We start from the raw sequence: 26,081 nt of genomic DNA on the forward strand, positions 1-26,081 counted from the left end.
ACCTCTATAGGTGGTAAATGAATGCGGTTTTAAGCCACTTTTCAGCAGGTGTCCAAATCATTAGAGGAACTTAGTCTAAGAACGCCAAGTCCTGTGGTAACGACTGAGTGACCAACATCTTGCTGTTGCCGCTGCCGCTTCGCTTTCGCACAGATAAAACCCTTTTGCTGTCACTACGCTTTCGCGCAAAAAACATTTGTTGGCCCAAAGCCTCCGGTGGATGTCACGGAAATCGGAAAGGAGTTCTTTGCGTAAGCACAAAGCCGATTCCAGATGAGGCATAATTGATGGATCCAATATCCCTTGTTGTGTTCTATAAACTTCGAATTACTATTAAGTTACGGCTTTTTATCAACAAATTATTCAAGTCGTAAAGATTTATTTGATGCTTTAAAAATAAATATTAAACTTATTGAAACGACGGCTATTGCTGCTGAAGTATAATAGCCTAAACTAGATTGCATTGTAAATAGCCAAGTGAAGAATAGTGGACCTAGAATGCGTCCTAGGTTATCCATTGAATAGGAAAGACCTGCAGCAGTCCCGTATTGACCACCAGATTCTTTAGTTGAAAGAGATACGACGCATGTTCTTGCGAGCGCATTTCCTGCTGTGAAAACACAAAGGGCAAAGCCTGCCATAAATAAGTTAGCTGTTAAAGTGAATAAAAGCATACCCATAGCTGTGACAATTTGTGCACCTATTAACCAAGTTGTCTCGCTTCCATTTTTAATACGTCTAACAACACCGCCTTGAATAGCTGCATCTACAAAGCCACTAAACATAAACAAATAACCAATTTGTAACGGTGTAATTTGAATTCGATCAATTTGGAATAACTGGAACGTTGCTTCTACTCCAGCCAGCATAAAAGTCACTAAAAATGAGAACATAAATAAATATCGCACACGGTACTGCAACATTTTGGCCGCACCCTTTGGCACAATGGCACGTTTATTTGTATCTTTTCGTTTTGTAGGTTCTTTTAAAACGAAACTTGCATAAATAAATAATAGTGCAATTAGTGTTGCAGAAGCGATAAATGGTAGTTGCAGGCTATAGTGTCCGAGCATACCGCCAATTGCAGGACCAAAAATAAAACCGAGCCCGATGGACATACCCATGAAACCCATATATTTATTGCGATCCTCCTCACTTGACATATCTCCTACAAAGCCTGTCACAGATGTGTATAGTGCACCTGAGAATAAACCACCCACAACACGTGAGAAGTACAATATTGCTAAATTATCAATAAATAAAGAGAAAATAACAAAACTTAAGCTAAAACCAACTAGGCCTATTAATATAAGTCGCTTACGACCTACCTTATCGGACAGCATACCCCAAAATGGTGCAGTGAAAAAACTTGCAAGCGAGTACACTGTAAGTAGGCCACCTACGTGTAGTTCATCCCAATTTTGCTGAACTACAACCTCGGGTAAGACCGGTATAATAATTCCAAATCCTAGGTAGACGAGGAATTGAACAGACATTAATAATAAAATTGCCTTTTTCATATAGTACCCTGCTTTCATACGATATTTTAGTATGTATATTCTACCTCTCTTGTTATTGTTATTACAAGAAAGCGGAAGTCAAAACAATTTATGTTTAATGGCTCATTACTAAAAGTAGGGGATGACATTTGCTAAAACGTTAATGCTTGGAGACTTCCCGGGGACAATGCAGTAGAGAAAAGAGGTTAAAACAATGTATAAAAAACTGCAGACTGTTAACAATGAATTATATTGATACTAAAAATTTAATAACGAGTTTAAAGTAACTAAATGGACTCACTCCATTTTAAATTTTTTGTATCGATTGTCGCATAGTGTATTAATTTATCTCTGGGGTATACTACTAGAGGGTATGTCAGTATTTTAATTTTTTATGTTTAACTTTTGCTGTTTAATGGTAAATAAGTTTATAGGAATGACATTTATTAACACGTTATAGTTGATTGGAGTGGAGACTGGAGCGTCAGCACAAAGCGCCCAGCCGGAACGGAAATCAACTTCACGCTTTGATGATGAGATGGTAAATAGTATGTTAAGGAAAAATTTACATTGTAACAAAAATGAAAAATTTTAAAGCGAAGTTAAATGGTATGATAGAAAGAGATTAACTCGTCAGACATCATACGCTTGCAAAAACGAAACTTTTTTGGAAATAAAACGTTATATAAATTCGAGGAAAGATTGAGGTGGAATGTATGAAAAAAGAAGTAGATTTGAAAAAGATTGTTTCGAATTTATCTAAGTTGGGTGTAAAAGCCACTGTAACAAAGTCTCGACTTGAACTTTTAAAAGTGCTCACACCACCAACGCAAACACCGCAAGTTCAAGCTTAACTCGTTTTACAAATAAGAATGGGTAGTCTCTGTAATTGAGACTACCCATTTTTTATGTCCATAATTAATCATCATCATCATGAGTGGTAAACATGTAAGTACGGTAGTGGAAACGCATACTGAAAACAAGACCGAGGGCTAGAGCGTTCCCCATCAATGAACTTCCTCCATAACTGATAAACGGTAGGGGAATACCGGTAATAGGTAATAACTGAATAGTCATACCGATATTTTCAAATACGTGGAATGTAATCATGGCAATAATACCAGCACATACATATGTTGAGTATGGATCTTTCAATAATAGTGTAGTTTTTGTTAAATGATAGATTAATAAAAAGAAAATACAAATAACGATACTAGCACCAATAAAACCCCATTCTTCTCCGATAACTGTAAAAATAAAATCGGTATGATTTTCGGCAACGTAAACTTCACGACTACGGAAACCTTTACCGAAAATTTCACCTGAACCAATGGCGTTTAGGGAAGTAATTAAATGGTATCCATCACTAGAAGAATATGAATATGGATCTAACCAAGAATAGATTCGAGCAAATTGATATGGTTTAAAGCCGAATGTTTTCTCTAAAAAACCCTGCATATAGAGTGCCATCCATACAAGAGAACCACCTACTATAGCGCCACCTAGAAAAGTTGGTAAAATAATTTTCCACGATATACCTGCTACAATGACAACGGCAGCTGTAATGGCAAAGAATACCAATGCTGAACCGAGGTCAGGTTGCTGCATAATAAGAGCTAAAGGTAGTAACAGTGTAACACCGATTTTACCTAACAATATAAAGTCTGTTTTTAATGATCTAAAAGAATAGACTTCGTTGTGCTTACTAATAAGTCGAGCAAGTGCTAAAATGTAAAAGGTTTTCATAAACTCAGAAGGTTGAATATTTCCAAGAGGTGTATGATACCAGCTTTTTGCACCATTAATTTTTGCACCGATTTGTCCTGTTCCTTCTGGCATGAAGATAAGTAGTACTAATAATACGATGCCTGCCCCGTACATATACCAAGACATTTTTTTATATTGGTCAGGTTCAAAAAACATAACTATTCCAATAATTACTGAGCAAATGACGTACCATCGCAATTGTAAAGGAACATAGTTAACACCATACTGACCTGATGTTTGAGCCGACGCAATGGCTAATAAACTTATGACTAGGAAGGTTAAAAGTATAAAAGCGAGCGTCCAGTCAAAACGATTCGCGAAATTTCGTTTATTTTCCATACAAGCCACCTATATTAAAATAGTATCTCTTAATGAGTAAATTTGATTTAAATTAATTCCAATTCAATATACTACCAAATATATTTAAAAAGTGCATCCTCAAGAGGCAAATATCAAACCGAAGTGAGCGTGTGAACAAGGGGGCTCAATACTTGCTTTTGATTTAGAATCCTCTCAGATATTTGTAAGAAATGAATAGAATTATATTCTTTCTAAATGTGCTCATTCCGAGTAGTTAAAAAACATATATGCAATAGCATCTTTAACATTCATATTATAACGTAAAAAACACTTTTACGCCTGTGAATATTGTTATGACGATTATTAGCATTAAATGTTTCAAAAATTCCTGTTTAGTTTTATAATGTAGTGAAGAATGGGGTGATGGTTGTGGGTAAAAAATTGAAGTCAGCTGAAGATTTTATGTTTCATATTTATGTTCATATGAATGAGGTCGATAAATTTGTTGTTTTTAGCGGGCTTAAATTCTCGCAATTTGTGGCTGCACTTGAACCACTTCATCACTTACTGTTATTGAAACATTCCTATGAAGATGGTTCCTTTAATATGCATACACAGTTGGATTATATACCAGAAGAGGAAGTACCTCAGTTTGTAAAAAAATCTACCGAATCCAAAGAATTGTGTTGGATAGACTTTATGGATGAGAAGAGGCTAGACCAACTAACACCGATGGAACAAGGGGAATTACTTTACATAAGTCATAAAAAGGAACCGATTACTTCGCCATTTTTTAATAAATTACAAAATCGATTTGTCTACTATTCTTCAGATTTAGAGAAAATGACTAAAATTTATTTTCGCCATTTAAGCGATTCAGATTTACTCATAGCTAATGTTTTGAACAGTTTGATTCGTGAAAAGGAACGTAGCACTGGTTTTTGGCGAAGAAAGGCGAAATCGAGTATTCCTGCTATTTCACCGGAATTTTTGCGTGCCTATCGTTCATTTGCTAAAGATGGGGCACTGTTATCATTGTATCGAATTGAAAAGCCTAAAGTAGCTTACGGTCTCGAAATTCGCAATCTGTCAGAGTATTCCTTCCCTGATGAGGTGTGGGATGATTTAAAAAATACAATTTTGAAAAATGAGCACGATGAATTGATTTATATTATTTAACTTCTTTCAGCGGGTATCCAAACACCCGCTGAAATGGAGGAACTCAGTCTAAGAACGCCACATCCTGTGGCAACGACTGAGTGACCAACATCGGTGCTGCTGACGCTACGTTAGCACTACGCTTTCGCGCAAAAAACATCTGTTGGCCTAAAGCCTCCGGCGGATGTCACGGAATCAGAAGGGAGTTCAATAAAGGATGTTAGCCTAAAATCATCGCATCCATGCGATAACGGCTAACTGACCTGCATCGGTAAAAACGCCACGTCCTGTGGCATTACCGAAATGACCGACATCGTGTCGGCCCTTGTGCAGGCCTAAGCACGAAGCTGATTCCTGACGCAATTATGCCTAGGCATAATTGATCTATTCATTTGTACGTAGAATGAATATACACTAAATCTCACCGTCAAAATTACGGTGAGATTTTTATCGTCATTCAGTAATTGTTTTAATGTTTGTAACGAAAGTAAAGAGTTAGCTACAAATGCTTTATGTAGCGACAGCTACAATTACGGCAAGTCGAAATTGATGTCATTTGTCAAGACGTTTCATGATAAACTAATAGTACTCAAGAAGTATGCGGAGGGCACAAAAATGAAAAAAAGAATCGGTTTATTATACGGTGGAAAGTCAGCGGAGCATGAGGTGTCATTATCGACAGCACGTGCAGTCACTGGAGCTTTGAATTTCGAGGAGTATGAAGTATATCCGATTTTCATTACACTTGAAGGGGAATGGCGCCGCGGTGAGCGTCTAAAAAAACCTGCAAGTACAATTGAAGAATTACAATTTGGTGATGATAACACTATTTTAGAAAATAATATTACAAATTTTTTAATGGATAAAGATGGTAAAACTGTACAATTCGATGTAATTTTCCCATTACTTCACGGTACTAATGGTGAAGATGGAACTGTTCAAGGTTTACTTGAAGTTCTAAATTTGCCGTATGTAGGAAACGGTGTGTTAGCATCAGCGACAGGCATGGATAAAGTAATCATGAAGCAATTATTTGAAATTGCCGGCTTACCACAAGTACCGTATACGTACTTCATTCGTAGCGAATGGGCTAATGAACAGGAGGCTATCCTTGCTCGTTGTGAAGAAAAGTTGGCTTGGCCGATGTTTGTGAAACCTGCAAACTTGGGATCAAGTGTCGGAATTAACAGGGCAACAAACCGCGATGAATTAGTGAAGGCTATCGAAATAGCTTTACAGTATGATCGTAAAATTGTAATTGAGCAAGGTATTGTTGCTCGTGAAATTGAACTAGCTGTGCTAGGAAATGACTTCCCGGAAGTTTCTGTACCTGGTGAAATCAAACCAGTAACTGAATTTTATGATTATGATTCTAAATATAAAGATGGCTCGACAGCCCTTATTATTCCAGCAGAGGTTCCTAAAGATACTGTATCAAGCTTACAGGAGCTTGCAAAGCGTGCGTTCAAAGCTATTGATGGAAGCGGTTTAGTTCGTGCGGACTTTTTTGTGACAGCCGATAACAGCATTTATATTAACGAAGTGAATACAATGCCAGGTTTTACACCTGTTAGCATGTATCCTCTTCTATGGCAACATACAAATGTAAGCTACCCAGAGCTGATTAATCGTCTGATTACACTAGCAATTGAGCGTTTTGAAGAAAAACAACAGCTTCACTATAAAAAAGACTGAGTGGGATTATTGTGAAAAAAACATTAAAGCAGTTAGCTACATGGTTAAATGAGGATGTACCAGCTTTTGGTGACTCGGTAGTATCAGGAATTTCCATTGATACACGTACAATTCAACAAGGGGACCTGTTTGTACCATTTCGTGGTGAGACGGCCAATGGTCATAAATTCGTTCAGCAGGCTATTGAAAAAGGAGCAGGTGCTTCTCTTTGGCAGAAAGATGAACCGAATCCACCTCAAGGTGTACCATTACTCTTTGTAGATGATCCAGAAGTGGCGCTTCAGCAAATGGCTCGTGCCTATCGTAGTGAGCATAAAGCGAAATTTATTGGCATTACTGGTTCAAACGGTAAAACATCAACAAAAGATATTTTAGCGGGAACGCTAACACCATTTTTTAAAGTACAAAAGACCATTGGGAATTTTAATAATGAACTAGGTTTACCTATTACGGTTTTACAGCTAGATGAAGATACGGACGTTGCTGTGCTTGAAATGGGTATGAGTGGTTTTGGTGAAATAGAATTTTTAACGAAACTTGCTCGTCCACATATGACGGTGATTACAAACATTGGCGAGGCTCATATGCAAGATTTAGGCTCACGTGCCGGAATCGCTAAAGCCAAGTTTGAAATAATTCAAGGGATGCAACCGGATGGCGTGCTATTTTATGATGGAGATGAACCGCTGCTTCAGGAGCTAGTTGCAAAAGAGCAGCAGTTAAATGCAGTGGCATTTGGCTTAGAGCATGACAATCTATTGTATGCAGACAATATTGAAGCAACTTCTGATGGTAGTGGCTTCTCTACACATGGTGTGATTGAAGGAGATTTCTTTATTTCCGTTCTCGGGAAGCACCAGGTGAAAAATACATTAGTCGCTATGTTAATTTCTCAAAAGTTAGGTTTAAACGATGACCAAATTCGTGCATCCTTAAAACAAGTAGCTCTAACGGATATGCGCATGCAACAAGTGAATGGATCAAACGGGGCATTGTTTATTAATGATGCATACAATGCTGCACCAACCTCTATGAAGGCGGCTATTCAATTTGTAGCATCGACAACGATCCGCCCAGAAAAATGGCTTGTGTTAGGTGATATGCTTGAACTTGGCCCAAATGAAAAACATTTCCATGAAGATTTATCGAAGGATATTCATGCAGAAGAAATTGCTTATGTATGTTTATTTGGCCCAAGAATGGCTTATTTATATGAAGTCTTAAAAGAGCGTTTTGATGAGGAACATTTGCTATACGTTGAGGATGATTATACGCCAATTATCGAAAAACTACAGCAAGCTAACGAGGAGGCTATCGTTTTACTAAAAGGCTCTCGCGGTATGAAATTAGAAACAATCTTACGTGCATTCACGTCATAAAATGAAACAAGGAATCGGTGGGATACTCTCTCACCGATTCTTTAAATTCTTGATTTAAATGAGTTACAATTTAGAGGTGAAAAAAATGTCAGTAGGTGTGTTATGTATACATGGATTTTCAGGCGGGCCTTATGAAGTAGAACCTTTTACTACCTATTTACGTACGCATACAAATTGGCTGATTGAAGAACCTACTTTGTCAGGACATGGGGAGGAATTGCAAATGCGTGGTTTCACTGCCAAGCATTGGCTAATGGATGCCGAGCTCGCTTTTCGTGCTCTTGCTAAAAAAGTAGACGAAGTAATAGTAGTTGGGTTTTCAATGGGTGGCATTATAGCGCTCTATTTAGCTAAACGTTATAAAGTGAAAAAGCTTGTATTACTAAGCGCAGCTGCCAAGTATGTGAGTCCGAAGCAACTAGTCAAAGATTTTAAAATGCTTGCCACTGAGGCGTATCATCGTAATCTGTCTAGTAATGAATTGTTTTTACGGTACCGGCATAAATTTAATCATGTGCCACTATCGTCAACGATAGAATTCATGAAGCTTGTTCGAATGGTGGAGCCGTATTATAAAGATATTAAAATTCCGGTGTATATTGTACAAGGGAAATTAGACGGAATAGTACCATATCACACGGCTCAATTTTTATATGATCAAGTAAACTCAAACGATAAAACTTTGTATTTTTCTGATAAAGGGAAGCATCATATATGTTATGATGAAGATTGTTCTGAATGGTTTTCTTACGTTTTGTCGTTTTTAATGAGTGCGTAAAGTAGTCAGATTATTACGACTCATGCGTTATCGTTGCATACGTTTTAATCCCATGTTAGACTAGTGTAAGCAATGGATACATTTTGTGCGAAGACTCTTCATATTTGATTGAAGAGTACTTTTTTTTGAACACAACGGTTTTATTCTAAAGTGAATAATTACGACAGAATCAAACCGCTCGGTAAAGACCGGGCTTTCCTTTTCATATAAGAGAGCTCTATGTGACCATCATATAGAGAAAAATTTTAAGTAACGGAAACGTTCCAAAACACAGGCTCGAATTTGCCGACAACTTCATCTGAAAATGTAACCATTTGTCAACTTAAAAGCAGAAAAAGGAGATTGAGAAGTTTGACAAATTTTTCAGAATTAAATATTAGCGAATCTACATTACGCTCAGTAAAGCGTATGGGATTTGAAGAAGCAACACCAATCCAAGAAGGTACTATTCGTTTTGCAATTGAAGGCCGTGATGTATTAGGTCAAGCGCAAACAGGTACAGGTAAAACTGCCGCTTTCGGGATTCCACTTATCGAAAAAATTGACCCGAAAAACCCTAATATCCAAGCATTAGTAATTGCTCCAACTCGTGAATTAGCGATTCAAGTTTCAGAAGAGCTATATAAAATTGGTTATGATAAACGTGTAAAATTGTTATCAGTTTACGGTGGTCAAGAAATCGGCCGTCAAATCCGTGCACTGAAAAATAAACCTCAAATTATCGTAGGTACACCTGGTCGTATTATTGACCATATTAATCGTCGTACTTTAAAACTAGAAGATGTTCAAACATTGGTACTTGATGAAGCTGATGAAATGTTAAATATGGGCTTTATCGATGATATTAATTCAATCTTAGAAAATGTGCCTTCTGAACGTCAAACATTATTGTTCTCAGCAACAATGCCACCAGCAATCCGTAAAATTGCTGAAACATTTATGCGTGATCCAGAAATCGTAAAAATTAAAGCGAAGGAACTAACAGTTGATAACATCGATCAATATTTTGTGAAGTCTGCTGAGCGTGAAAAATTCGACATTTTATCTCGTTTATTAAACGTTCACCAACCAGAGCTTGCGATCATCTTTGGACGTACAAAACGTCGGGTGGATGAGCTTGCACAAGCATTATCAATCCGTGGTTATCTTGCTGAAGGAATCCATGGTGACTTAAGCCAAGCAAAACGTATTTCTGTGTTACGTCAATTTAAAGAAAATAAAATTGATATTCTTGTGGCAACAGATGTAGCTGCTCGTGGTCTTGATATTTCTGGTGTAACACATGTTTATAACTTCGATATTCCTCAAGATCCGGAGTCTTATGTTCACCGTATTGGTCGTACAGGTCGTGCAGGTAAATCAGGTCTTGCAGTAACATTTGTAACACCACGCGAAATGGGTTACCTACGTATTGTAGAAGAAACAACGAAAAAACGTATGACACCACTTCGTCCACCAACAACTGACGAAGCTTTAGTTGGTCAACAACGCCTAGCTTTGGAAACACTAGAAGGTCTTATTGCGAACAACAACTTAGGTGATTATCGTACACTTGCGACAGAATTACTTGAAAACCATGATGCAATCGATGTTGTAGCTGCTGCACTTCGTTCATTAACAAAAGAGCCAGATGACTCGCCAGTAACAATTACTGAAGAACGACCATTACCAATGCGTCGTGAGCGTTCTAACAACCGTGGCGGTGGAGATCGTGGACGTGGCGGTAACCGTAGCTTTAACGGACGTCGAGAAGGCGGACGTGGCGGAGATCGTCGTGGAGGAAGTGGCGGAGATCGTCGTGGAGGAAGCGGCGGAGATCGTCGTGGAGGAAGCGGTGGAACTCGTCGAGAAGGCGGACGCCGTGAAGGTGGACAAGGTCGTTCACGCGCACCACGTCGTCACGAAGACTAATTTTATCTTCATGGAAATGATTAAACCTTACAGTCAAAATGGCTGTAAGGTTTTTTTTTAACTTTTTTCAGCAGGTGTCCAAGCACCCGCTGAAATAGAGGGAATCGGTCTAAGAACACCACGTCCAGTGGCAATTCATCTGTGCGAAAGCGAAGCGTCAGCGGCAAATGTTTTCTGTAGCGAAAGCGAAGCGACAGCTACAATTACGCCAAGGCGAAAATTGATATAATTTTGAAACAAAATGATTACTGATTACGTATACGTAGTTAAAGAAAGAGAGGGAACGACTTTGAGAACAGAACCAATGCATATGATTTCTAAGAAAGGGTTAACAGTGTGGCGTTTATATGGTGTATTGCAAACATTATTACTTTTGATTGTAGCGGCGTTTGCATGCTACGGCACATATTATTATGAATGGCCATCATATATTTATTTCATTGCCGTTGCTGTAGTCATACTTAGTGCTGTCCTATCCACTTATTTATTTCCAAAGATAAGATGGGAACGCTGGCGCTATGAGGTGCGTGACAATGAAATCGAGGTGCAACATGGTTTATTCGTTGTTAAACGTACACTTATTCCAATGGTGCGTGTACAGCATGTTGATACGACGCAAGGACCGATATTAAAAAAATATGGTTTAGGTAATATTTCAATATCTACAGCAGCAACTGTACATACAATTCCTGCACTTGTAATGGACGAGGCTGATAGGCTTCGTGCACGTATTTCGGAATTAGCAAGGGTGGCGGAAGATGATGTCTAAGGAAATTAATCGTTTACACCCGATATCGGCTGTTATCGCGAGTGCAAAAGCATTAAAAAGTATGATTTTTCCGTTAGTTGTTATTATCATAACTAATGGTTTTCACTTCTCCTTTAATTTCCATAGTGATAATTTTTGGCGGACGATTTTCTTATTCGGTATATGGGGAGTAGGGGCCTTACTTGCGCTTGTTAGTGGTATTGTTAAGTGGCGTACCTTTGTATATTGGTTTGAAGATGGAGAATTGCGTGTAAAGTATGGTTTATTCGTTAAAAAGAAACGTTATATCCCATTTGAACGTATTCAGAGCTTAAATTATAATGAGGGTATTTTTCATCGATTATTTGGCTTAGTAAAAGTTCAGGTTGAAACTGCGGGGAGTAAGGATAGAAAGCCTGAGGTAGAGTTAACGGCTATACGTAAGGCAGAGGCAGATGTCATAGAGCTGGAAATGCGTCGTGCAAAGAACCAAATAAATGAACAGATGAATGATGAACAGTCGCTAATAGAGGAAGTACCAGTTCCAACTATTTATCATATGTCGATACGTGATTTGCTTATATTGGCCATAACTTCAGGCGGAATTGGGTTCGTTCTGTCCGGGGTAGCAGCATTTATCCCTCAGATTTCAGAAATAATCCCATATGAGGAAATTTTTAACGAGCTAGCTGACTTTGCGAAAATTGGTGCATTTTTAGTTGTACTAACAGTGATATTCAGCCTAATTCTGGCATGGTTTGTGTCATTTGTTATTACACTGTTCAATTATTACCAATATACAGTCCGAATTGAAGATGAAAAGCTTATTATTACAAAAGGGCTAATTGAGAAAAAACGAATTACTTTACCGTTAAATAGAATTCAGGCGATTCGTATTGTAGAGAATCCAGTGCGCCAATTATTTGGCTTCGCCACAGTTGTCGTTGAGAGTGCTGGAGGAAATGGTGGAGAAGGAAATGATAAGAAAATTACTCTGTTCCCACTTATTCAGAAGCAGGATTGTTTGGGAACGCTAGAGCAACTTTTTCCAGATATAAATTGGCGTCCAGAATTTATTTATTCACCAGAACGAGCTCGTCCATTTTTTTACCGAATTGATTTTGTTTGGCTCATACCTATAATTGGTGCATGTAGTTACTTCTTATATCCGTATGGGTTACTTTCGTTATTATTAATTCCATTAACAATAGTAATGGGTGTTTGGCAACATAAATCAGCTGGTTATATGATCGATGGAAAGCAACTAACTATGCAATATCGTGTGTTCAGTCGTACTACATTCTTTATGGAGAAAAAACGCATACAATCTATTGGGACTACTCAAACCTATTTTCAAAAAAGAAAGAAGGTTATGTCTGTAAAAGCAACGGTCATGTCAGGTATGACCGGTATGGCAGGGAATGTACGAAACTTAGAGCAGCAAGATGCTGAAACAATATTATCTTGGTATGAACATTGAAAGCAAGAGTTTGGCTAATCTTTACAATTAATAGAAGGATTAGCCTTTTTTATCTATAAATATGCAAATATACTGTTTATAATAGAATAAATCAAACAAAAGGGGTGGTAATTTTGTTTAAGTATGATATTAATAAGAACACGTATTTAAAATTGTTGGAATTAAGTGACGTAGATGAATTATTCGCGTTGACGGATCGTTCGAGAGATACGTTGCGTGAATGGTTACCTTTTGTAGATGATGTGAAAACAGTAGAGGATACAGAGCGATTTGTAAGAGGTGCGATGCAACAATACGCAGATAATAATGGCCTACAAGCGGGGATCTATTATGAGGGGAAGCTTGCTGGAGTGATTGGCTATCATCAAGTGAATTGGCAACATAAATGGACAAGTATTGGATATTGGTTGGGGGACGAATTTGTTGGTAAGGGCTTAGTCACAAATTCTATGAAAGCATTTATTGATTATGCCTTTAGCTATTTAAAATTAAATCGCATTGAAGTGCGAGTAGCGGTAGGGAATATTCGAAGTCGTACAATTCCAAAAGTGTTAGGGTTTCATGAAGAGGGACGTTTAAGAGATGCTGAGTGGCTTTATGATCATCATGTAGACCAAGTTGTCTATGGCTTAACAGCAGTTGAATGGAAAAAAATAAAGGCAGCGAAAGAGGATACGGTCGCACTTTGAAATTGACGAATTGTATATCACTCTAGTATAAAAATAAGAGGAGCAATCCGTGATGATAGCTTATCACGGAGGATTGCTCCTCTTGTACTTATTACTTACCCGCCATCTTTTGTTTACGCCAGCTTAAAATTCTTTTTGGATGTAAGTAAACGAGTCCAAGAAGGAAACCTGTTACTAAGCCGCCTAAGTGAGCATAGACATTCACATTTGGCTGTAGGAAAGTCATGATAACACTGATCACAATGATGGGCAAAATAAGTTTACGAAGCATCGGCATTGTACGACGTGTATAGTAGACAAGCGCTCCGAAAGCACCGAATATTCCGAAAACAGCTCCGCTTGCACCAAGACTTTGATAGCTACTATCATAAAGTAAATAGGTTGCCATGTTACCTACAATACCAGACATTAAATAAATTGTAGTAAAACGTACCTTGCCAGCAATTCTTTCAAGCTCTGGTCCGAATAAATACAATGAAAACATATTAAAGAAAACGTGCGAAAAGCCAGCATGTAAAAACATTGCAGTAAAAACACGCCACCATTCACCAGATCGTATAAGGAAGTTCGATTGAAATCCGTAATTCAATACATTTTCTCCTACTCCAGGTAAAATAGTTAGTACATAAACAATTAAATTAACCGCTATTAATGTTGAAACAATCGGATAATACTTTGTATATTGCTTAAAATTTTCTGTTCTACTAAACATAACTCCACCTCAATTTACAATTATTATACATGGCTTTTTAGAAATAGGAAAAGGAGAAGTTCAAATGATTAAAGGAATTGGTCTTGACATTGTAGAAATTGACCGTATTGCTAAAGCAATAAGAAGAACAAATAAATTTAAAGATCGCATTTTAACTGAAAAGGAAAGAGTTTTGTTTGATGCACATTCAGAAACTCGTAAAATAGAATTTTTAGCTGGACGATTCGCTGCAAAAGAAGCATTTTCAAAGGCATTGGGAACTGGTATTGGTGAAGAATGTAAGCTTCATGATATTGAAGTTTTAAGAGGGGAAGCTGGAAATCCGGTTTTATATTTCAAAGGACAGCTTGCAAATGGATTTGTAAGTATCACACATTCTAAGCAATACGCTGCGGCACAAGTAATATTATTACAATAAATAAAGATAAACAAAGCTTGCGCCATATAAAATATTAAAAAAGCTCATCACCAAAAGTTGTGGATGACATTTTTAAAACGTATACCATTTAGATAAAGTTAATTGGAGTGAAGACTGACGCCCCCAGCCGGAGCGGAAATCAACCCTACGTTATGGTGATAAGCTAATCAATTATGCCTTGGCATAATTGGGTCTGGAATCGGCTTTGCTTGCACAAAGAACTCCTTGCCGATTCCGTGACGTCCGCCGGAGGCTTTAGGCCAACACGAAGTTGGTCACTCAGTCGTTGCCACAGGACGTGGCGTTCTTAGACTGAGTTCCTCTATTTCAGCGGTTGTCCAAATATCCGCTGAAAGAAGTTAAAAGAAAAATAAATTTCTGAGTGAAGATAAATATATTGCCCTTGTTCAAATGACATAACTGACAAATACGGTTCATATATTGTCGTAGTGGATTTGAAAGAAGGAAAGGGTGAAAGCGTGGGCAACCGAATAGTTAAATGGCTCGTCTTATTTTGTACGATATTACTTTTATCGGCATGTGGTACAGACTCACAGGAAAAAGTGTTGAAGAAAGTTAATGGGAAATGGGCAGAAGCAAATGGTTATGAGTTGAATGCTACGATGGAGATTAAATCTGGTGGAGATCCCAAAAAATATGATGTAACAGTTTGGCATACGAAACCTGATTTTTATCGAGTAGAAGTAGTAGAAAGTGGGAAAGATGTTTCGCAAATGATAGTGCGAAATGCAGATGGAGTTTTTGTTGTGACACCTACATTAAACAAAATGTATAAATTCCAAAGTGATTGGCCCAAGAAAAATAGTCAAGCTTATTTAATAGGTGCACTAGCAGAAGATTTAGCTCAAGATAAAAATTTAGTCATGAAAGAAGAGGACAAAGCATATATATTTGAAGCGGCTACTAGAAATAGCTATAAAAATAGTATGCCTCATCAGGTTATAACAGTTGATAAGAAAACAATGCTTCCTACTTCCGTAGTAATTATGAATGATGTAAAAGAAGAACAAATTCGTATCACATTTAAAAATATTAAATTAGGTGTTCAACACGCTGCTAAAGAGTATGCGGTTGAGCAATTTACAGAATCAGATGAAACAAAAGGTGAACAAGCTACACCATCAGAAAAAGATAAAAAAGATAACAAAGACAACAAAGACAGTAAGGAGAGCAACAATAACCCGAATGGAAATGAAGAGAAAAAGGCAGTAAGTGCAGAAGCCGAAAATAAAGAGTTCCAAACACACTACCCTGTTGTAAATTTAGAAAATACGAAGATGGTGGAAGAGAAAGTTATGCGAGAGGGTGGAATGGACCGTGTCATCTTAACATTTGACGGTGACAAGCCATTTACTGTCATGCAACAGCCAGTTTCGAAAGAGGCTGCTATGTTGCCAGTATCGTCTCCTGGTGATCCGGTAGATTTAGGCTTTACGATTGGTGCTATTACCGATACCTCTATTAGCTGGGAAAAGGACGGCGTTGAATTCTTTGTAGCCTCTAGTAAATTGACTCGTGAAGAAATGGTGCAAGTAGCCACTTCTATGACGATAGGTAGTATGAAATAATTTTTCTAGCTACAGCTTTCTATATGGAAAGCTGTAGCTCGTTAAGTAAAATAGTACAGTTTTGAAGAAAATTAACACTGTTTAGAAGTTGTTAAGTCATATATGATAAAAGTTATGTAGAAGATTAGTCTAAAATAGAACGAATTATGTAAAAATAGTATAAAAAAGGCAATTTATTCAATACATAATGTTTTAATAAAAAATAAAGAGGGTATTCTAATGGAGACACAGCAATATTTTAGACCAACTAAAGCAGTAGTAGACTTACAAGCAATTCAACAAAACGTAAAAAATTTGAAAATGCTACTTCGACCTAATGTTCAAATTATAGCTGTCGTAAAGGCAAATGCATACGGTCACGGAGATGTAGCCGTTGCAAAAGCAGCACTTGAGGCAGGTGCAACAATGCTTGCGGTGGCAACGCCAGATGAAGCATTACATATTCGAGCACATTTTGAAGAGCCAGACATACTAATATTAGGTGCCTCTCCAGTTTCATTTGCACCATATGCTGCCCAACAGCGCATTATTCTTACGGCATTTGCAAGTGAATGGGTACAGCAAGCGGCTCCGTTCATAGCTAATGAAGCAAGTCCTTTACGACTACATATTAAAGTAGATAGTGGAATGGGCAGAATTGGCGTTCGTTCAGAACAAGAATTATTGGATCTATATCAAACAATACAAAATACAGTGAATGTGGAGCTTGATGGGATATTTACACATTTTGCGACTGCGGATGAAGAGGATACTTCATACTTTGATAGACAAGTACAATTTTTTGAGAAATGTGTAACTGCATTGCCCGAAAAACCTAGACTTGTTCATGCATCAAACACGGCTACATCTTTAGTAAAAGATGCACATTTACAATTTGATGCTGTTAGATATGGTATATCGATGTATGGATTATCACCATCTTCTTATGTAGAAAGTATTTTACCATTTCCGTTACAGCCAGCGTTTTCGCTTGAGAGTGAGCTTGTTCATGTGAAACAGTTACAAGCAGGGGATTCAGTAGGCTATGGAGCTACTTTTGAGGCTCCTTCGGATATGTGGATAGGAACAATACCAGTAGGCTATGCTGATGGGGTAATTCGTAAATTAGGTGGACAAGAAGTACTAATTGATGGACAAAGAATGCCGATTGTTGGACGAATTTGTATGGACCAATGTATGGTTGCCTTGCCTAAAGCATATGCTATAGGTGAGAAGGTAACACTCATTGGTCCTCAAGGACATGATGCTATTTCAATAAATGAATGGGCAGCAAAGCTTGAAACCATTAATTATGAAGTACCATGCATTATTACAGCGAGAGTTCCTAGATTATACATTTAATCTGGACTTAACTTAAAAAGTTACTTAAGGATTTTGTTATAGGCGGTCTTAAATGGTTTTGACATTTAAATTTGGATAAATGAATACTATATCTAAACACTAAACAACTTGGTAAATAACAACTATAGAAGATTTACTAAGAAGCTGATTCATTCATATTTTGTAACGAATTGCAAGGTGAATATTCGGCAAATACCTTCGACAACCTACATATTTTTACAACTTGGACTTTAAATTGTCAGATATTTTGTCATTTCGTGTCTTTTCAACAATATCTTTCAATGGTAGAATGGGTAGTAATGAAAAGTGGATGGTTCCGTTGGAGGTGCTTGCTGTGTACGAGAAAAAGTTAAGAGAAGCTACAATTGCTGTTCAGGATAGACTGTTTCTACAAACAAAGGAAGTAATTGAGAGTGAATCTTTTGCGCGTATTTTGTCGCGCAAAGTTTTAATGCAGGAGCAACCAAATCAAATACGGGAAGCTATGATGAAAGGATATGTTGAAATGTCTCATATAAACCTGAGTATTGCAAGTGAATGCTTGCACGCAGAATATGAAGCACAACATACAGTGGAGCGTCTCGTTAGCGGGGGATGACACTTTGAATGTAAAACGTGGTGACGTTTTTTTTGCAGATTTATCGCCGGTAGTTGGGTCCGAGCAAGGGGGCACTAGGCCGGTGCTAATTATTCAAAATGATATTGGCAATCGATTTAGTCCGACTGTCATCATCGCAGCTATCACTGCACAGATTCAAAAAGCAAAATTACCGACGCACGTTGAAATTAATGCTGAAAAGTATGGTTTTGAACGTGATTCGGTTATTCTGCTCGAGCAAGTGCGGACGATTGATAAGTCAAGATTGACAGATCGTATTACGCAACTTGACAATGCGTTGATGGAGAAAGTTGATGGTGCATTGATGATTAGTTTAGGGCTTGTTAAATTTTGATATACATATGTGTATAGTGGCATCGAGATGAATTTTCATCTCGATGCTTTTTTATCTTTATTCAACAATATTTTCTGTGCGAAAGCGAAGCGACAGCAACAAATATTTTCTGTGGCGACAGCTACAATTCCGTCAAGGGGAAATTGATATTGTACTCTCAAATACTTTATTACCATAAATTGAAATCGTTATTCAAAAATGGTATTAATAGATTTAAGATATACTCAAGATCTATATTTTGAATAGATTTTTGAAAAATATCGAGAGGTTTAAGAAAATAAAAATAGAATTTTATCATTGTTCAGTAACAAGATTGTCTGTGCGAAAGCGTAGTGTTAACGTAGCGACAGTTCAATTACGCCAAGGTAAAAGTTGATAAGATGATATGAATTAAAGTGTAAGAGTATAACTCCGAAAGGAATTGGGGGGGCGACAGTGACAATTAAGTCTTCGGTTGAAATTATTACTGAGTGGGATATAGTAGCAGCAAGACAACTGGGGCGTGACGAAGCAAAGGCGCTTGGATTTGACACTGTTGATCAGGCACGAATCACCACAGCTATAAGTGAACTAGCCCGAAATATATATTTATATGCAAGGATAGGTGTCATTGAAATTGAAAAAGTTGAGACAGACACTGAGAAGAAGATAATTGTTATTGCAACTGATCAGGGTCCAGGAATAGAGGATGTTCGGAAAGTGATGGAGGATGGCTATTCCACTTCAGGAGGGCTCGGTGCAGGTTTACCAGGCGTTAATCGATTGATGGACAATATGGTTATTCAATCGATTGTAGGAGAAGGAACAACGATAAGAGCTGAAAAATGGCTGCGTTAGGATGTGGAATTTTTGGAACAATTAGAATCACAATATAAAAAGATTTTGTCAGATTATATGACCGATCAAACTGAAAAGAATTTGTATATTGCTCAAAATTTCATTCGCCAGTTAATCCAAAAGAATATATCTCCAGAGGATGTTGTAAGTGTCCATAAAAACGCAGTTGAGAAACTATTTCCATGTAGAATGAGTGAAGAACAGCTCGCATATGATTTTCTTATCGAAGTTATGGTGCATTATGGAATGGCTCATAGGGAGCACCAAAGTTTATTACAAAAACAAGCAGAGTATGAGATGGAAATGAAAATCGCTACAAACATTCAGAAAACATTACTTAAAACAGACGTACCACAACTTTCAAGTATTGATATAGGAATGATATCTATCCCAAACCGGAAGATGAATGGAGATTATGTACATTTTTTATATAATCGAGAGGATTATTTGAGTGTAGCTGTGACAGATGTGGTAGGTAAAGGTGTTCCCGCTGCATTATGTATGACTATGGTGAAATACGGTCTTGAAACGTTAGAATATGCATATAAAGAACCTTCGTATGTATTAGAGGTCATCAATCGAGTAATTGAAAAGAGTGTAGACGACAGTATGTTTGTTTCTATGTTTTACGGTTGCTTGGATATGCGAAAGAGTATTTTTTCTTATGCTTCTGCAGGTCACGAGCCGGCCCTCCATTATTGCGCTAAACATAATGAATTTTTTCCTTTGGAATCGACAGGATTATTACTGGGGGTGTTGCCAGAAACGAAATATTCGTACAACGAAATTGTTTTGGAAGAAAATGATATCGTAATAATGATGACGGATGGTGTTACGGAATTCAGAACGCATGATGAAATGAATTCACGAGAGGTTATTACATCACTAATATTGGAAAATAAATACTTATCAGCTCAACAATTATGTAATCTCCTTTATAAGCAAATTGAAGAAATGCAGGATTTTAAACTATCAGACGATTTTACAGTTGCGATTATAAAAAAATAGGGTTTTAACCTTTGTAATTACGGGAATAGAAAAACAGTCAAACAAATATGGTGGAGGTGTGCTATATGGATATGGCGATACACTTTAAAGAATTAGATAATAAATTATACGGATTTATTGAGGGCGAAATAGATACTTATACTGCTTCACGTCTTAGGGAGGAGTTAGAGGCAGTGAAAATTATTGAAGGATTAGAAATAGTGCTTAATTTATCGAAAGTTAATTATATGGATAGTACAGGGTTAGGTATTTTTGTAGCCTTTTATAAAAGAACGTTACGTGAAAACGGGAAAGTTAAACTTGTAGGTTTGTCGAATAGATTACAAAGGTTGTTTGAAATTACTGGTTTAAGCGATTTAATGGATATTGAGACTGATAAAAAGGTGGAATTACGAAAATGAAGGAATTTGATTATATTGAGATAAGGGTTCCTGCAAAACCGCAATTTGTCAGTGTGATTCGATTGACGGTTTCTGGCTTAGCTAGTCGGGTTGGGTTTAATTATGATGATATTGAGGACTTAAAAATTGCCGCAAGTGAAGCGGTAACGAATGTTGTACATCATGCATATAAGGACGAAGAAGAAGGAGAAATCGTCATTGGTTGCGCTTTGTATGAAAATAAAATAGAAATGATGATTGCAGATTACGGCAATAGTTTCAATTTTGAGGAAATAAAGTCGAAAGTTGGACCGTATCATCCTGAAGAGGGTATTGCGGGTTTAAGAGAAGGTGGTTTAGGGCTTTATTTAATGGAAACTTTGATGGATGAGGTGATGATAAATAACGATGGTGGCGTTACTGTTTTCATGACAAAGTATGTTGCTAGAGAGCAGGTGGAAAAAAATGTCGAAAGAATCACCACGTAAAACTTCGTCCAAGGAAGATATATTAAGATGGATTGCGTTGTACCAATCAACAGAGGATGATGAAGCACAAACAAATTTAGTGATGCATTATCGATATTTAGTTGAGTCCATTGCACGTAAATATTCGAATGGTAGATCTCATTATGATGATATTGTTCAAGTAGGTATGCTGGGGTTGCTAGGTGCAATTAGACGTTTTAATCCTAATGTTGGTCGGAGCTTTGAAGCATTTGCTGTACCAACGATTGTTGGGGAAATTAAGCGCTTTTTACGTGATAAAACTTGGGATGTTCATGTACCAAGGCGAATAAAAGAATTAGGACCGCGCATTAAAACAACAGTGGAAGCATTGACAATTGAGTTGCAGCGTTCTCCATCTATTAAGGAAATCGCAGATCAATTAGAAGTGGAAGAAGAAGAGGTTTTAGAGGCTATGGAGATGAGCCGTAGTTATCATGCTCTTTCTATGGATCATTCAGTAGAGTCAGATTCTGACGGCAGCACAGTAACGCTATTTGATATTATGGGTAAAGAAGATGACGGCTTTGAAATGACTAATAAAAGAATGATTGTTTCTGACGCTATGAGTATTTTAGATGAGAGAGAAAGAGAAATAATTCAGCTTACATATTTAGAACAACTCACTCAAAATGAAGTTGGGGAACGATTAGGGATTTCTCAAATGCATGTATCAAGAATACAAAGGAAAGCAATAAAAAAGTTACAGGAATTTATCTTAGTAAGTGATAGAGTTTCGCTCTGAAATTTTTGGAGCGAGGGGGTTGTTCCAGACGTAATTATGCCAAGGTATAATTGATTGAATAGTTTACTCTTCTTTTAGAGTAGACTATTTTTTTGCAATTTTAGTAAAGTGTAATGGTAAAATGAAAAGAAAAAAGGTAGTGATGATGTGGAACAAAAGCAAATGTTACAGCTCATTGCAAAGGATGTAGCTATTAAGCCAGGCCAAGCTGATGCTGTTATTAAATTATTAGAAGAAGGAAACACCGTGCCATTCATTGCACGTTATCGAAAAGAAGCTACTGGATCCCTTGATGAGGTACAGATTAAAGCTGTAGAGGATCGTTATCACTACATACAGCAGCTTGAACAACGCAAAGAAGAGGTTATACGATTAATTCAGGAGCAAGATAAACTAACACCTGAATTAGAACAAGCTATTCAAGCAGCAACTGTTTTACAGCGTGTAGAGGATTTATATCGACCTTATAAACAAAAACGTCGAACAAAGGCGACTATAGCGAAAGAAAAAGGGTTAGAACCTCTTGGGGATCTTCTATTAGAGTATCGTAGAGATGCTTTAGAACAATTAGCAATGGCTTTCGTAGATGAGGAGAAAGTTGCTAATGTAGAGGATGCGTTAGCTGGGGCTCGAGATATTTTAGCAGAGCGCTTTGCTGATGAAGCGGCAATCCGTGAAAAAATTCGAACGTATTCCTGGAAAGATGGAGTACTCGTAACAAGTGTTAAGAACGCAGAGACAGACGACAAAAACGTTTTCGAAATGTATTACGAATATGAAGAGCCCGTAAATCGTATTGTTCCGCACCGTATTTTAGCTGTAAATCGTGGTGAGAAAGAGGAAATTTTAAAAGTAGCAATTCATGTACCAATAGATCGAGTATTGATGATTATGTGGAAGGAATGGATTCCTGCTACAGGTTCTTCACCAGCAATTGCCGAGGTGAAGCTAGCGATAGAGGATTCGTACAAGCGTTTAATTCAGCCTTCTATAGAACGAGAGTTACGAAATGAACTTACTGAAAAGGCAGAGATGCAAGCTATCCACATTTTCTCTGAGAATTTGCGTAATCTTTTATTACAGCCTCCAATGAAAGGGAAGTATGTATTGGGTGTTGATCCGGCGTACCGTACAGGCTGTAAGTTAGCTGTTGTAGATGCAACCGGGAAAATGCTAGAGGTTACAGCCATTTATCCACATCCGCCAAAGCCAGATGTAGCAAAATCGAAAGCGGTTGTGAAAGAGATTTTAGCAAAATACCCAATAACTATAATTGCTATTGGTAATGGTACTGCCTCACGCGAAACAGAACAGTTTATAGCAGATGTATTGAATGAGCTTGAAACTGATACGGCCTATGTTATTGTCAATGAAGCAGGGGCATCTGTTTATTCAGCGTCTGAAACTGCTCGTGCAGAGTTTCCTGATTTACAGGTAGAACAGCGTAGTGCGGTTTCTATTGCACGTCGTTTACAAGACCCGTTGTCGGAGTTAGTAAAAATTGAGCCCAAAGCAGTTGGAGTAGGTCAGTATCAGCATGATGTCTCTCAAAAGAAATTGACGGAGTCCTTAACATTTATAGTAGAGACAGCTGTTAACCAAGTTGGTGTTGATGTTAATACAGCCTCAGCTTCGCTACTGCAATACGTTTCTGGATTATCTAAAACGGTTGCGGAGAATATTGTGAAGGTACGAGAGGAAAATGGACAATTTACTACACGTATTCAGCTAAAGAAAATTCCGCGACTTGGTGCTAAAACGTATGAACAAGCAATTGGTTTCTTACGTGTTCCAGGAGCAAAAAACGCATTTGATGCTACGGGCATTCACCCCGAAAGTTATAGTGTAGCCGAACAGATTTTAGAGGTAGCGCAAATTGATAAAAAAGAGCTTGGGATGCAGAAGGCAGAGGAGGCCATTGCAAAACTAGATGTAGAAAAATTAAGTGAAGTTTTAGATATTGGAGTTGTCACAATCCAAGATATTGTGGATACATTAATGAAACCAAGTCGCGATCCACGTGATGCATTCCCTCAGCCTCTGCTGAAAACAGATGTTTTAAAAATGGAAGATTTACAAGTTGGGATGGAATTACAAGGTACAGTGAGAAACGTAGTTGATTTCGGGGCGTTTGTAGATATTGGCGTGAAGCAGGACGGACTTGTGCATATTTCAAAATTACAAAAAAGACGGATTAAACATCCATTAGAAGTTGTTGCTCTCGGTGACATTGTGACTGTTTGGGTAGAACAAATAGATGTCAAAAAAGGCCGCATTTCACTAACGATGCTACCTCCTAAAGATCAAACTATTGAAGCGTAATCAATTTCGCATTGGCGCAATTGTATTTGCTTTGCTGCCACTACGCTTTCGGTACAGATAAATTACTATCCGTTAATGCGGGATAAATCAATACCACACTGTCTATACTACGCAGTGTGGTATTCTTATTGTTAGAGGTGATATAGATATGAACAATGAGGAACTACAAAGTCTTGTTAGTCGAATATCATTAGAAAGTTTCCAGAAGCCATTCATGCATCGAGCATATTTTAATTCAAGGCTACGTTCAACAGGTGGACGTTATCTCTTGCAATCGCACAATATTGAAGTTAATCCAAAAGCTTATGAATTGTATGGTATTAGCGAAGTAGAAGGTATAGTTCGACACGAATTATGTCATTATCATTTACACTTGGAAGGCAAAGGGTATCAGCATCGAGACAAAGATTTTCGAGAGCTATTAGTCAAAGTGAACGCTCCTCGTTTTTGCTCAGTATTGCAAATCCCTAAAACATCTCAAAAAAAACAACGCCGACTTTATACATATACATGTGTAAAATGCCAACAATTATATGTAAGGAAAATTAGAATGAATGTGGGGAAATACTGTTGTAGCAAGTGTTTAGGACGTTTAAAACTAGTGGAATGAAAAAATAATAAAAAAAGGGTTGACGTTCGTTATAGATGTCTCTATAATAGTAAAAGTCGACAAGATAACGACGACAAAATATATGAATTATTCCGAAGTAGCTCAGTTGGTAGTAGCACCTGACTGTTAATCAGGTTGTCGCAGGTTCGAGTCCTGCCTTCGGAGCCATGGCCCCTTGGTCAAGTGGTTAAGACACCGCCCTTTCACGGCGGTAACACGGGTTCGAATCCCGTAGGGGTCATTTCATTAGTTTAATTCATAAAAATATAGTAACATTGGTCCCGTGGTGTAGCGGTTAACATGCCTGCCTGTCACGCAGGAGATCGCCGGTTCGATCCCGGTCGGGACCGCCACTTATTGGGGTATAGCCAAGCGGTAAGGCAACGGATTTTGATTCCGTCATGCCTAGGTTCGAATCCTAGTACCCCAGCCATTCATTTCTTAATATGAGCCATTAGCTCAGTTGGTAGAGCATCTGACTTTTAATCAGAGGGTCGAAGGTTCGAGTCCTTCATGGCTCATCTTTTTTAAGAAAAAAGGTTGACTTTTTGAATTATCATAGTATGATAAGAAAGTTCCTAATTGAATGCGGTCGTGGCGGAACGGCAGACGCGCTAGGTTGAGGGCCTAGTGGGGGCAACCCCGTGGAGGTTCAAGTCCTCTCGGCCGCACCAAGTCAATTTATGGATTTATATAATATGCGCCCGTAGCTCAATTGGATAGAGCGTCTGACTACGGATCAGAAGGTTATGGGTTCGACTCCTGTCGGGCGCGCCATTTTAAATAAATACAATTTACCACGCGGGTGTAGTTTAATGGTAAAACCTCAGCCTTCCAAGCTGATGTCGTGAGTTCGATTCTCATCACCCGCTCCAAAAAACTTTAAATAACTTGTTGACATACGAACTTTTATGTTGTACGATATAAAAGCTGTCACTACAAGATAATGACATGAACCTTGAAAACTGAACAAGCAAAACGTAATCAATAAAGTTTTTAGTAGCTAACCTTGAGTTGGTGAACGAAACAAAATTTTGGACATCAAACATGATGCCAGCAAAACAATTTGAGCTAATCAAATTTCTTTTTATGGAGAGTTTGATCCTGGCTCAGGACGAACGCTGGCGGCGTGCCTAATACATGCAAGTCGAGCGAACAGAGAAGGAGCTTGCTCCTTTGACGTTAGCGGCGGACGGGTGAGTAACACGTGGGCAACCTACCTTATAGTTTGGGATAACTCCGGGAAACCGGGGCTA

At 37.9% G+C, this 26,081-nt stretch carries 24 protein-coding genes, 8 tRNA genes and 1 rRNA gene; 30 read left to right on the forward strand and 3 right to left on the reverse strand.

Annotation, left to right across the window (positions count from 1 at the left end):
• Window positions 1-359: 359 nt before the first annotated feature.
• Window positions 360-1,520 carry an MFS transporter gene (locus ACMZ42_RS05225; RefSeq protein WP_415730825.1) on the reverse strand — a complete coding sequence of 387 codons (1,161 nt, stop codon included), beginning with the start codon at window positions 1,518-1,520 and terminating at the stop codon, window positions 360-362.
• 695 nt (window positions 1,521-2,215) lie between these two features.
• On the opposite strand from ACMZ42_RS05225, the gene ACMZ42_RS05230 reads away from it, so the two are divergent.
• Window positions 2,216-2,353 carry an Lmo0850 family protein gene (locus ACMZ42_RS05230; protein WP_370079959.1) on the forward strand — a complete coding sequence of 46 codons (138 nt, stop codon included), beginning with the start codon at window positions 2,216-2,218 and terminating at the stop codon, window positions 2,351-2,353.
• 64 nt (window positions 2,354-2,417) lie between these two features.
• Here ACMZ42_RS05230 and ACMZ42_RS05235 read toward each other — a convergent pair whose 3' ends face one another.
• Complete coding sequence (locus ACMZ42_RS05235) at window positions 2,418-3,605, reverse strand: FtsW/RodA/SpoVE family cell cycle protein (protein ID WP_370079957.1); 1,188 nt, start codon at window positions 3,603-3,605, stop codon at window positions 2,418-2,420.
• A gap of 384 nt (window positions 3,606-3,989) precedes the next feature.
• On the opposite strand from ACMZ42_RS05235, the gene ACMZ42_RS05240 reads away from it, so the two are divergent.
• From ACMZ42_RS05240 to ACMZ42_RS05275, 8 genes are all read left to right on the forward strand, one after another.
• Complete coding sequence (locus ACMZ42_RS05240; protein WP_370079955.1) at window positions 3,990-4,745, forward strand: hypothetical protein; 756 nt, start codon at window positions 3,990-3,992, stop codon at window positions 4,743-4,745.
• Between the two features lie 594 nt (window positions 4,746-5,339).
• Window positions 5,340-6,419 carry a D-alanine--D-alanine ligase gene (locus tag ACMZ42_RS05245; RefSeq protein WP_370079953.1) on the forward strand — a complete coding sequence of 360 codons (1,080 nt, stop codon included), beginning with the start codon at window positions 5,340-5,342 and terminating at the stop codon, window positions 6,417-6,419.
• An 11-nt stretch (window positions 6,420-6,430) separates the two neighbouring features.
• Window positions 6,431-7,798 (forward strand): UDP-N-acetylmuramoyl-tripeptide--D-alanyl-D-alanine ligase, encoded by a 1,368-nt coding sequence (locus ACMZ42_RS05250; RefSeq protein ID WP_415730826.1) that lies wholly within the window; start codon window positions 6,431-6,433, stop codon window positions 7,796-7,798.
• 85 nt (window positions 7,799-7,883) lie between these two features.
• Window positions 7,884-8,576: an alpha/beta hydrolase gene (locus ACMZ42_RS05255; protein WP_415730827.1), complete on the forward strand. Its 693-nt coding sequence runs from the start codon at window positions 7,884-7,886 to the stop codon at window positions 8,574-8,576.
• A 351-nt stretch (window positions 8,577-8,927) separates the two neighbouring features.
• On the forward strand, window positions 8,928-10,487 hold the full coding sequence (locus ACMZ42_RS05260) for a DEAD/DEAH box helicase (RefSeq protein ID WP_370079947.1): 1,560 nt from the start codon (window positions 8,928-8,930) through the stop codon (window positions 10,485-10,487).
• Between the two features lie 289 nt (window positions 10,488-10,776).
• On the forward strand, window positions 10,777-11,256 hold the full coding sequence (locus tag ACMZ42_RS05265) for a PH domain-containing protein (protein WP_370079946.1): 480 nt from the start codon (window positions 10,777-10,779) through the stop codon (window positions 11,254-11,256).
• Complete coding sequence (locus tag ACMZ42_RS05270; RefSeq protein WP_415730828.1) at window positions 11,249-12,715, forward strand: PH domain-containing protein; 1,467 nt, start codon at window positions 11,249-11,251, stop codon at window positions 12,713-12,715. Before ACMZ42_RS05265 ends, ACMZ42_RS05270 begins: the two co-directional genes overlap by 8 nt.
• Window positions 12,716-12,828: 113 nt before the next feature.
• On the forward strand, window positions 12,829-13,404 hold the full coding sequence (locus tag ACMZ42_RS05275; protein ID WP_415730829.1) for a GNAT family N-acetyltransferase: 576 nt from the start codon (window positions 12,829-12,831) through the stop codon (window positions 13,402-13,404).
• A 91-nt stretch (window positions 13,405-13,495) separates the two neighbouring features.
• On the opposite strand, the gene ACMZ42_RS05280 is transcribed toward ACMZ42_RS05275, so the two are convergent.
• Window positions 13,496-14,116 (reverse strand): rhomboid family intramembrane serine protease, encoded by a 621-nt coding sequence (locus ACMZ42_RS05280; protein WP_337988590.1) that lies wholly within the window; start codon window positions 14,114-14,116, stop codon window positions 13,496-13,498.
• Between the two features lie 64 nt (window positions 14,117-14,180).
• Here ACMZ42_RS05280 and acpS point away from each other — a divergent pair, with 64 nt between their 5' ends.
• The 21 genes from acpS to ACMZ42_RS05385 all read left to right on the forward strand — a co-directional run.
• On the forward strand, window positions 14,181-14,534 hold the full coding sequence (acpS, locus tag ACMZ42_RS05285) for a holo-ACP synthase (RefSeq protein ID WP_370079939.1): 354 nt from the start codon (window positions 14,181-14,183) through the stop codon (window positions 14,532-14,534).
• 479 nt (window positions 14,535-15,013) lie between these two features.
• Window positions 15,014-16,123: a LolA family protein gene (locus tag ACMZ42_RS05290; RefSeq protein WP_370079937.1), complete on the forward strand. Its 1,110-nt coding sequence runs from the start codon at window positions 15,014-15,016 to the stop codon at window positions 16,121-16,123.
• Between the two features lie 219 nt (window positions 16,124-16,342).
• Entirely contained in the window at window positions 16,343-17,464 is a 1,122-nt protein-coding gene (alr, locus tag ACMZ42_RS05295; RefSeq protein WP_415730830.1) for an alanine racemase, read from the forward strand.
• Between the two features lie 334 nt (window positions 17,465-17,798).
• Window positions 17,799-18,062, forward strand: a complete 264-nt coding sequence (locus ACMZ42_RS05300; protein ID WP_049663444.1) for a hypothetical protein — start codon at window positions 17,799-17,801, stop codon at window positions 18,060-18,062.
• Window positions 18,063-18,066: 4 nt separating this feature from the next.
• Window positions 18,067-18,417 (forward strand): type II toxin-antitoxin system PemK/MazF family toxin, encoded by a 351-nt coding sequence (locus ACMZ42_RS05305; RefSeq protein WP_370079933.1) that lies wholly within the window; start codon window positions 18,067-18,069, stop codon window positions 18,415-18,417.
• A gap of 435 nt (window positions 18,418-18,852) precedes the next feature.
• Window positions 18,853-19,254 (forward strand): anti-sigma regulatory factor, encoded by a 402-nt coding sequence (locus ACMZ42_RS05310; protein WP_370079931.1) that lies wholly within the window; start codon window positions 18,853-18,855, stop codon window positions 19,252-19,254.
• Window positions 19,255-19,266: 12 nt separating this feature from the next.
• Complete coding sequence (locus tag ACMZ42_RS05315; protein ID WP_370079929.1) at window positions 19,267-20,262, forward strand: PP2C family protein-serine/threonine phosphatase; 996 nt, start codon at window positions 19,267-19,269, stop codon at window positions 20,260-20,262.
• A gap of 65 nt (window positions 20,263-20,327) precedes the next feature.
• Window positions 20,328-20,663, forward strand: a complete 336-nt coding sequence (locus ACMZ42_RS05320) for an anti-sigma factor antagonist (protein WP_370079927.1) — start codon at window positions 20,328-20,330, stop codon at window positions 20,661-20,663.
• Window positions 20,660-21,130, forward strand: coding sequence for an anti-sigma B factor RsbW (gene rsbW / locus ACMZ42_RS05325; protein ID WP_370079925.1), 471 nt, complete (start codon window positions 20,660-20,662; stop codon window positions 21,128-21,130). Before ACMZ42_RS05320 ends, rsbW begins: the two co-directional genes overlap by 4 nt.
• The gene (gene sigB / locus ACMZ42_RS05330) at window positions 21,108-21,893 is read left to right on the forward strand and encodes an RNA polymerase sigma factor SigB (protein ID WP_415730831.1); all 786 of its coding nucleotides are present in this window, start codon (window positions 21,108-21,110) and stop codon (window positions 21,891-21,893) included. The genes rsbW and sigB overlap by 23 nt, the downstream gene beginning before the upstream one ends.
• Window positions 21,894-22,040: 147 nt before the next feature.
• Window positions 22,041-24,215, forward strand: a complete 2,175-nt coding sequence (locus ACMZ42_RS05335) for a Tex family protein (RefSeq protein ID WP_415730832.1) — start codon at window positions 22,041-22,043, stop codon at window positions 24,213-24,215.
• A 148-nt stretch (window positions 24,216-24,363) separates the two neighbouring features.
• Window positions 24,364-24,825: a SprT family protein gene (locus tag ACMZ42_RS05340; protein WP_370079919.1), complete on the forward strand. Its 462-nt coding sequence runs from the start codon at window positions 24,364-24,366 to the stop codon at window positions 24,823-24,825.
• Between the two features lie 91 nt (window positions 24,826-24,916).
• Window positions 24,917-24,993: transfer RNA gene (locus tag ACMZ42_RS05345), tRNA-Asn, on the forward strand.
• A gap of 1 nt (window position 24,994) precedes the next feature.
• A tRNA-Glu gene (locus ACMZ42_RS05350) sits at window positions 24,995-25,066 on the forward strand.
• A 36-nt stretch (window positions 25,067-25,102) separates the two neighbouring features.
• Window positions 25,103-25,178: transfer RNA gene (locus ACMZ42_RS05355), tRNA-Asp, on the forward strand.
• Window positions 25,179-25,183: 5 nt separating this feature from the next.
• A tRNA-Gln gene (locus tag ACMZ42_RS05360) sits at window positions 25,184-25,258 on the forward strand.
• A 15-nt stretch (window positions 25,259-25,273) separates the two neighbouring features.
• Window positions 25,274-25,346: transfer RNA gene (locus ACMZ42_RS05365), tRNA-Lys, on the forward strand.
• A gap of 67 nt (window positions 25,347-25,413) precedes the next feature.
• A tRNA-Leu gene (locus ACMZ42_RS05370) sits at window positions 25,414-25,499 on the forward strand.
• 26 nt (window positions 25,500-25,525) lie between these two features.
• Window positions 25,526-25,602, forward strand: a tRNA-Arg gene (locus ACMZ42_RS05375).
• Window positions 25,603-25,626: 24 nt separating this feature from the next.
• Window positions 25,627-25,700 (forward strand) — tRNA-Gly (locus tag ACMZ42_RS05380).
• A gap of 211 nt (window positions 25,701-25,911) precedes the next feature.
• A 16S ribosomal RNA gene (locus ACMZ42_RS05385) occupies window positions 25,912-26,081 on the forward strand; the annotation flags it as partial.

The organism is Lysinibacillus sp. NPDC056185, assembly GCF_047737915.1.
Lineage (GTDB): Bacteria > Bacillota > Bacilli > Bacillales_A > Planococcaceae > Lysinibacillus.

Coding starts and splice junctions, on each gene's coding strand:
- ACMZ42_RS05225 (WP_415730825.1), bottom strand. CDS start 1,520: ATGAAAAAGGCAATTTTATTATTAATGTCTGTTCAATTCCTCGTCTAC.
- ACMZ42_RS05230 (WP_370079959.1), top strand. CDS start 2,216: ATGAAAAAAGAAGTAGATTTGAAAAAGATTGTTTCGAATTTATCTAAG.
- ACMZ42_RS05235 (WP_370079957.1), bottom strand. CDS start 3,605: ATGGAAAATAAACGAAATTTCGCGAATCGTTTTGACTGGACGCTCGCT.
- ACMZ42_RS05240 (WP_370079955.1), top strand. CDS start 3,990: ATGGTTGTGGGTAAAAAATTGAAGTCAGCTGAAGATTTTATGTTTCAT.
- ACMZ42_RS05245 (WP_370079953.1), top strand. CDS start 5,340: ATGAAAAAAAGAATCGGTTTATTATACGGTGGAAAGTCAGCGGAGCAT.
- ACMZ42_RS05255 (WP_415730827.1), top strand. CDS start 7,884: ATGTCAGTAGGTGTGTTATGTATACATGGATTTTCAGGCGGGCCTTAT.
- ACMZ42_RS05270 (WP_415730828.1), top strand. CDS start 11,249: ATGTCTAAGGAAATTAATCGTTTACACCCGATATCGGCTGTTATCGCG.
- ACMZ42_RS05280 (WP_337988590.1), bottom strand. CDS start 14,116: ATGTTTAGTAGAACAGAAAATTTTAAGCAATATACAAAGTATTATCCG.
- acpS (WP_370079939.1), top strand. CDS start 14,181: ATGATTAAAGGAATTGGTCTTGACATTGTAGAAATTGACCGTATTGCT.
- alr (WP_415730830.1), top strand. CDS start 16,343: ATGGAGACACAGCAATATTTTAGACCAACTAAAGCAGTAGTAGACTTA.
- ACMZ42_RS05320 (WP_370079927.1), top strand. CDS start 20,328: ATGGATATGGCGATACACTTTAAAGAATTAGATAATAAATTATACGGA.
- rsbW (WP_370079925.1), top strand. CDS start 20,660: ATGAAGGAATTTGATTATATTGAGATAAGGGTTCCTGCAAAACCGCAA.
- sigB (WP_415730831.1), top strand. CDS start 21,108: ATGTCGAAAGAATCACCACGTAAAACTTCGTCCAAGGAAGATATATTA.
- ACMZ42_RS05340 (WP_370079919.1), top strand. CDS start 24,364: ATGAACAATGAGGAACTACAAAGTCTTGTTAGTCGAATATCATTAGAA.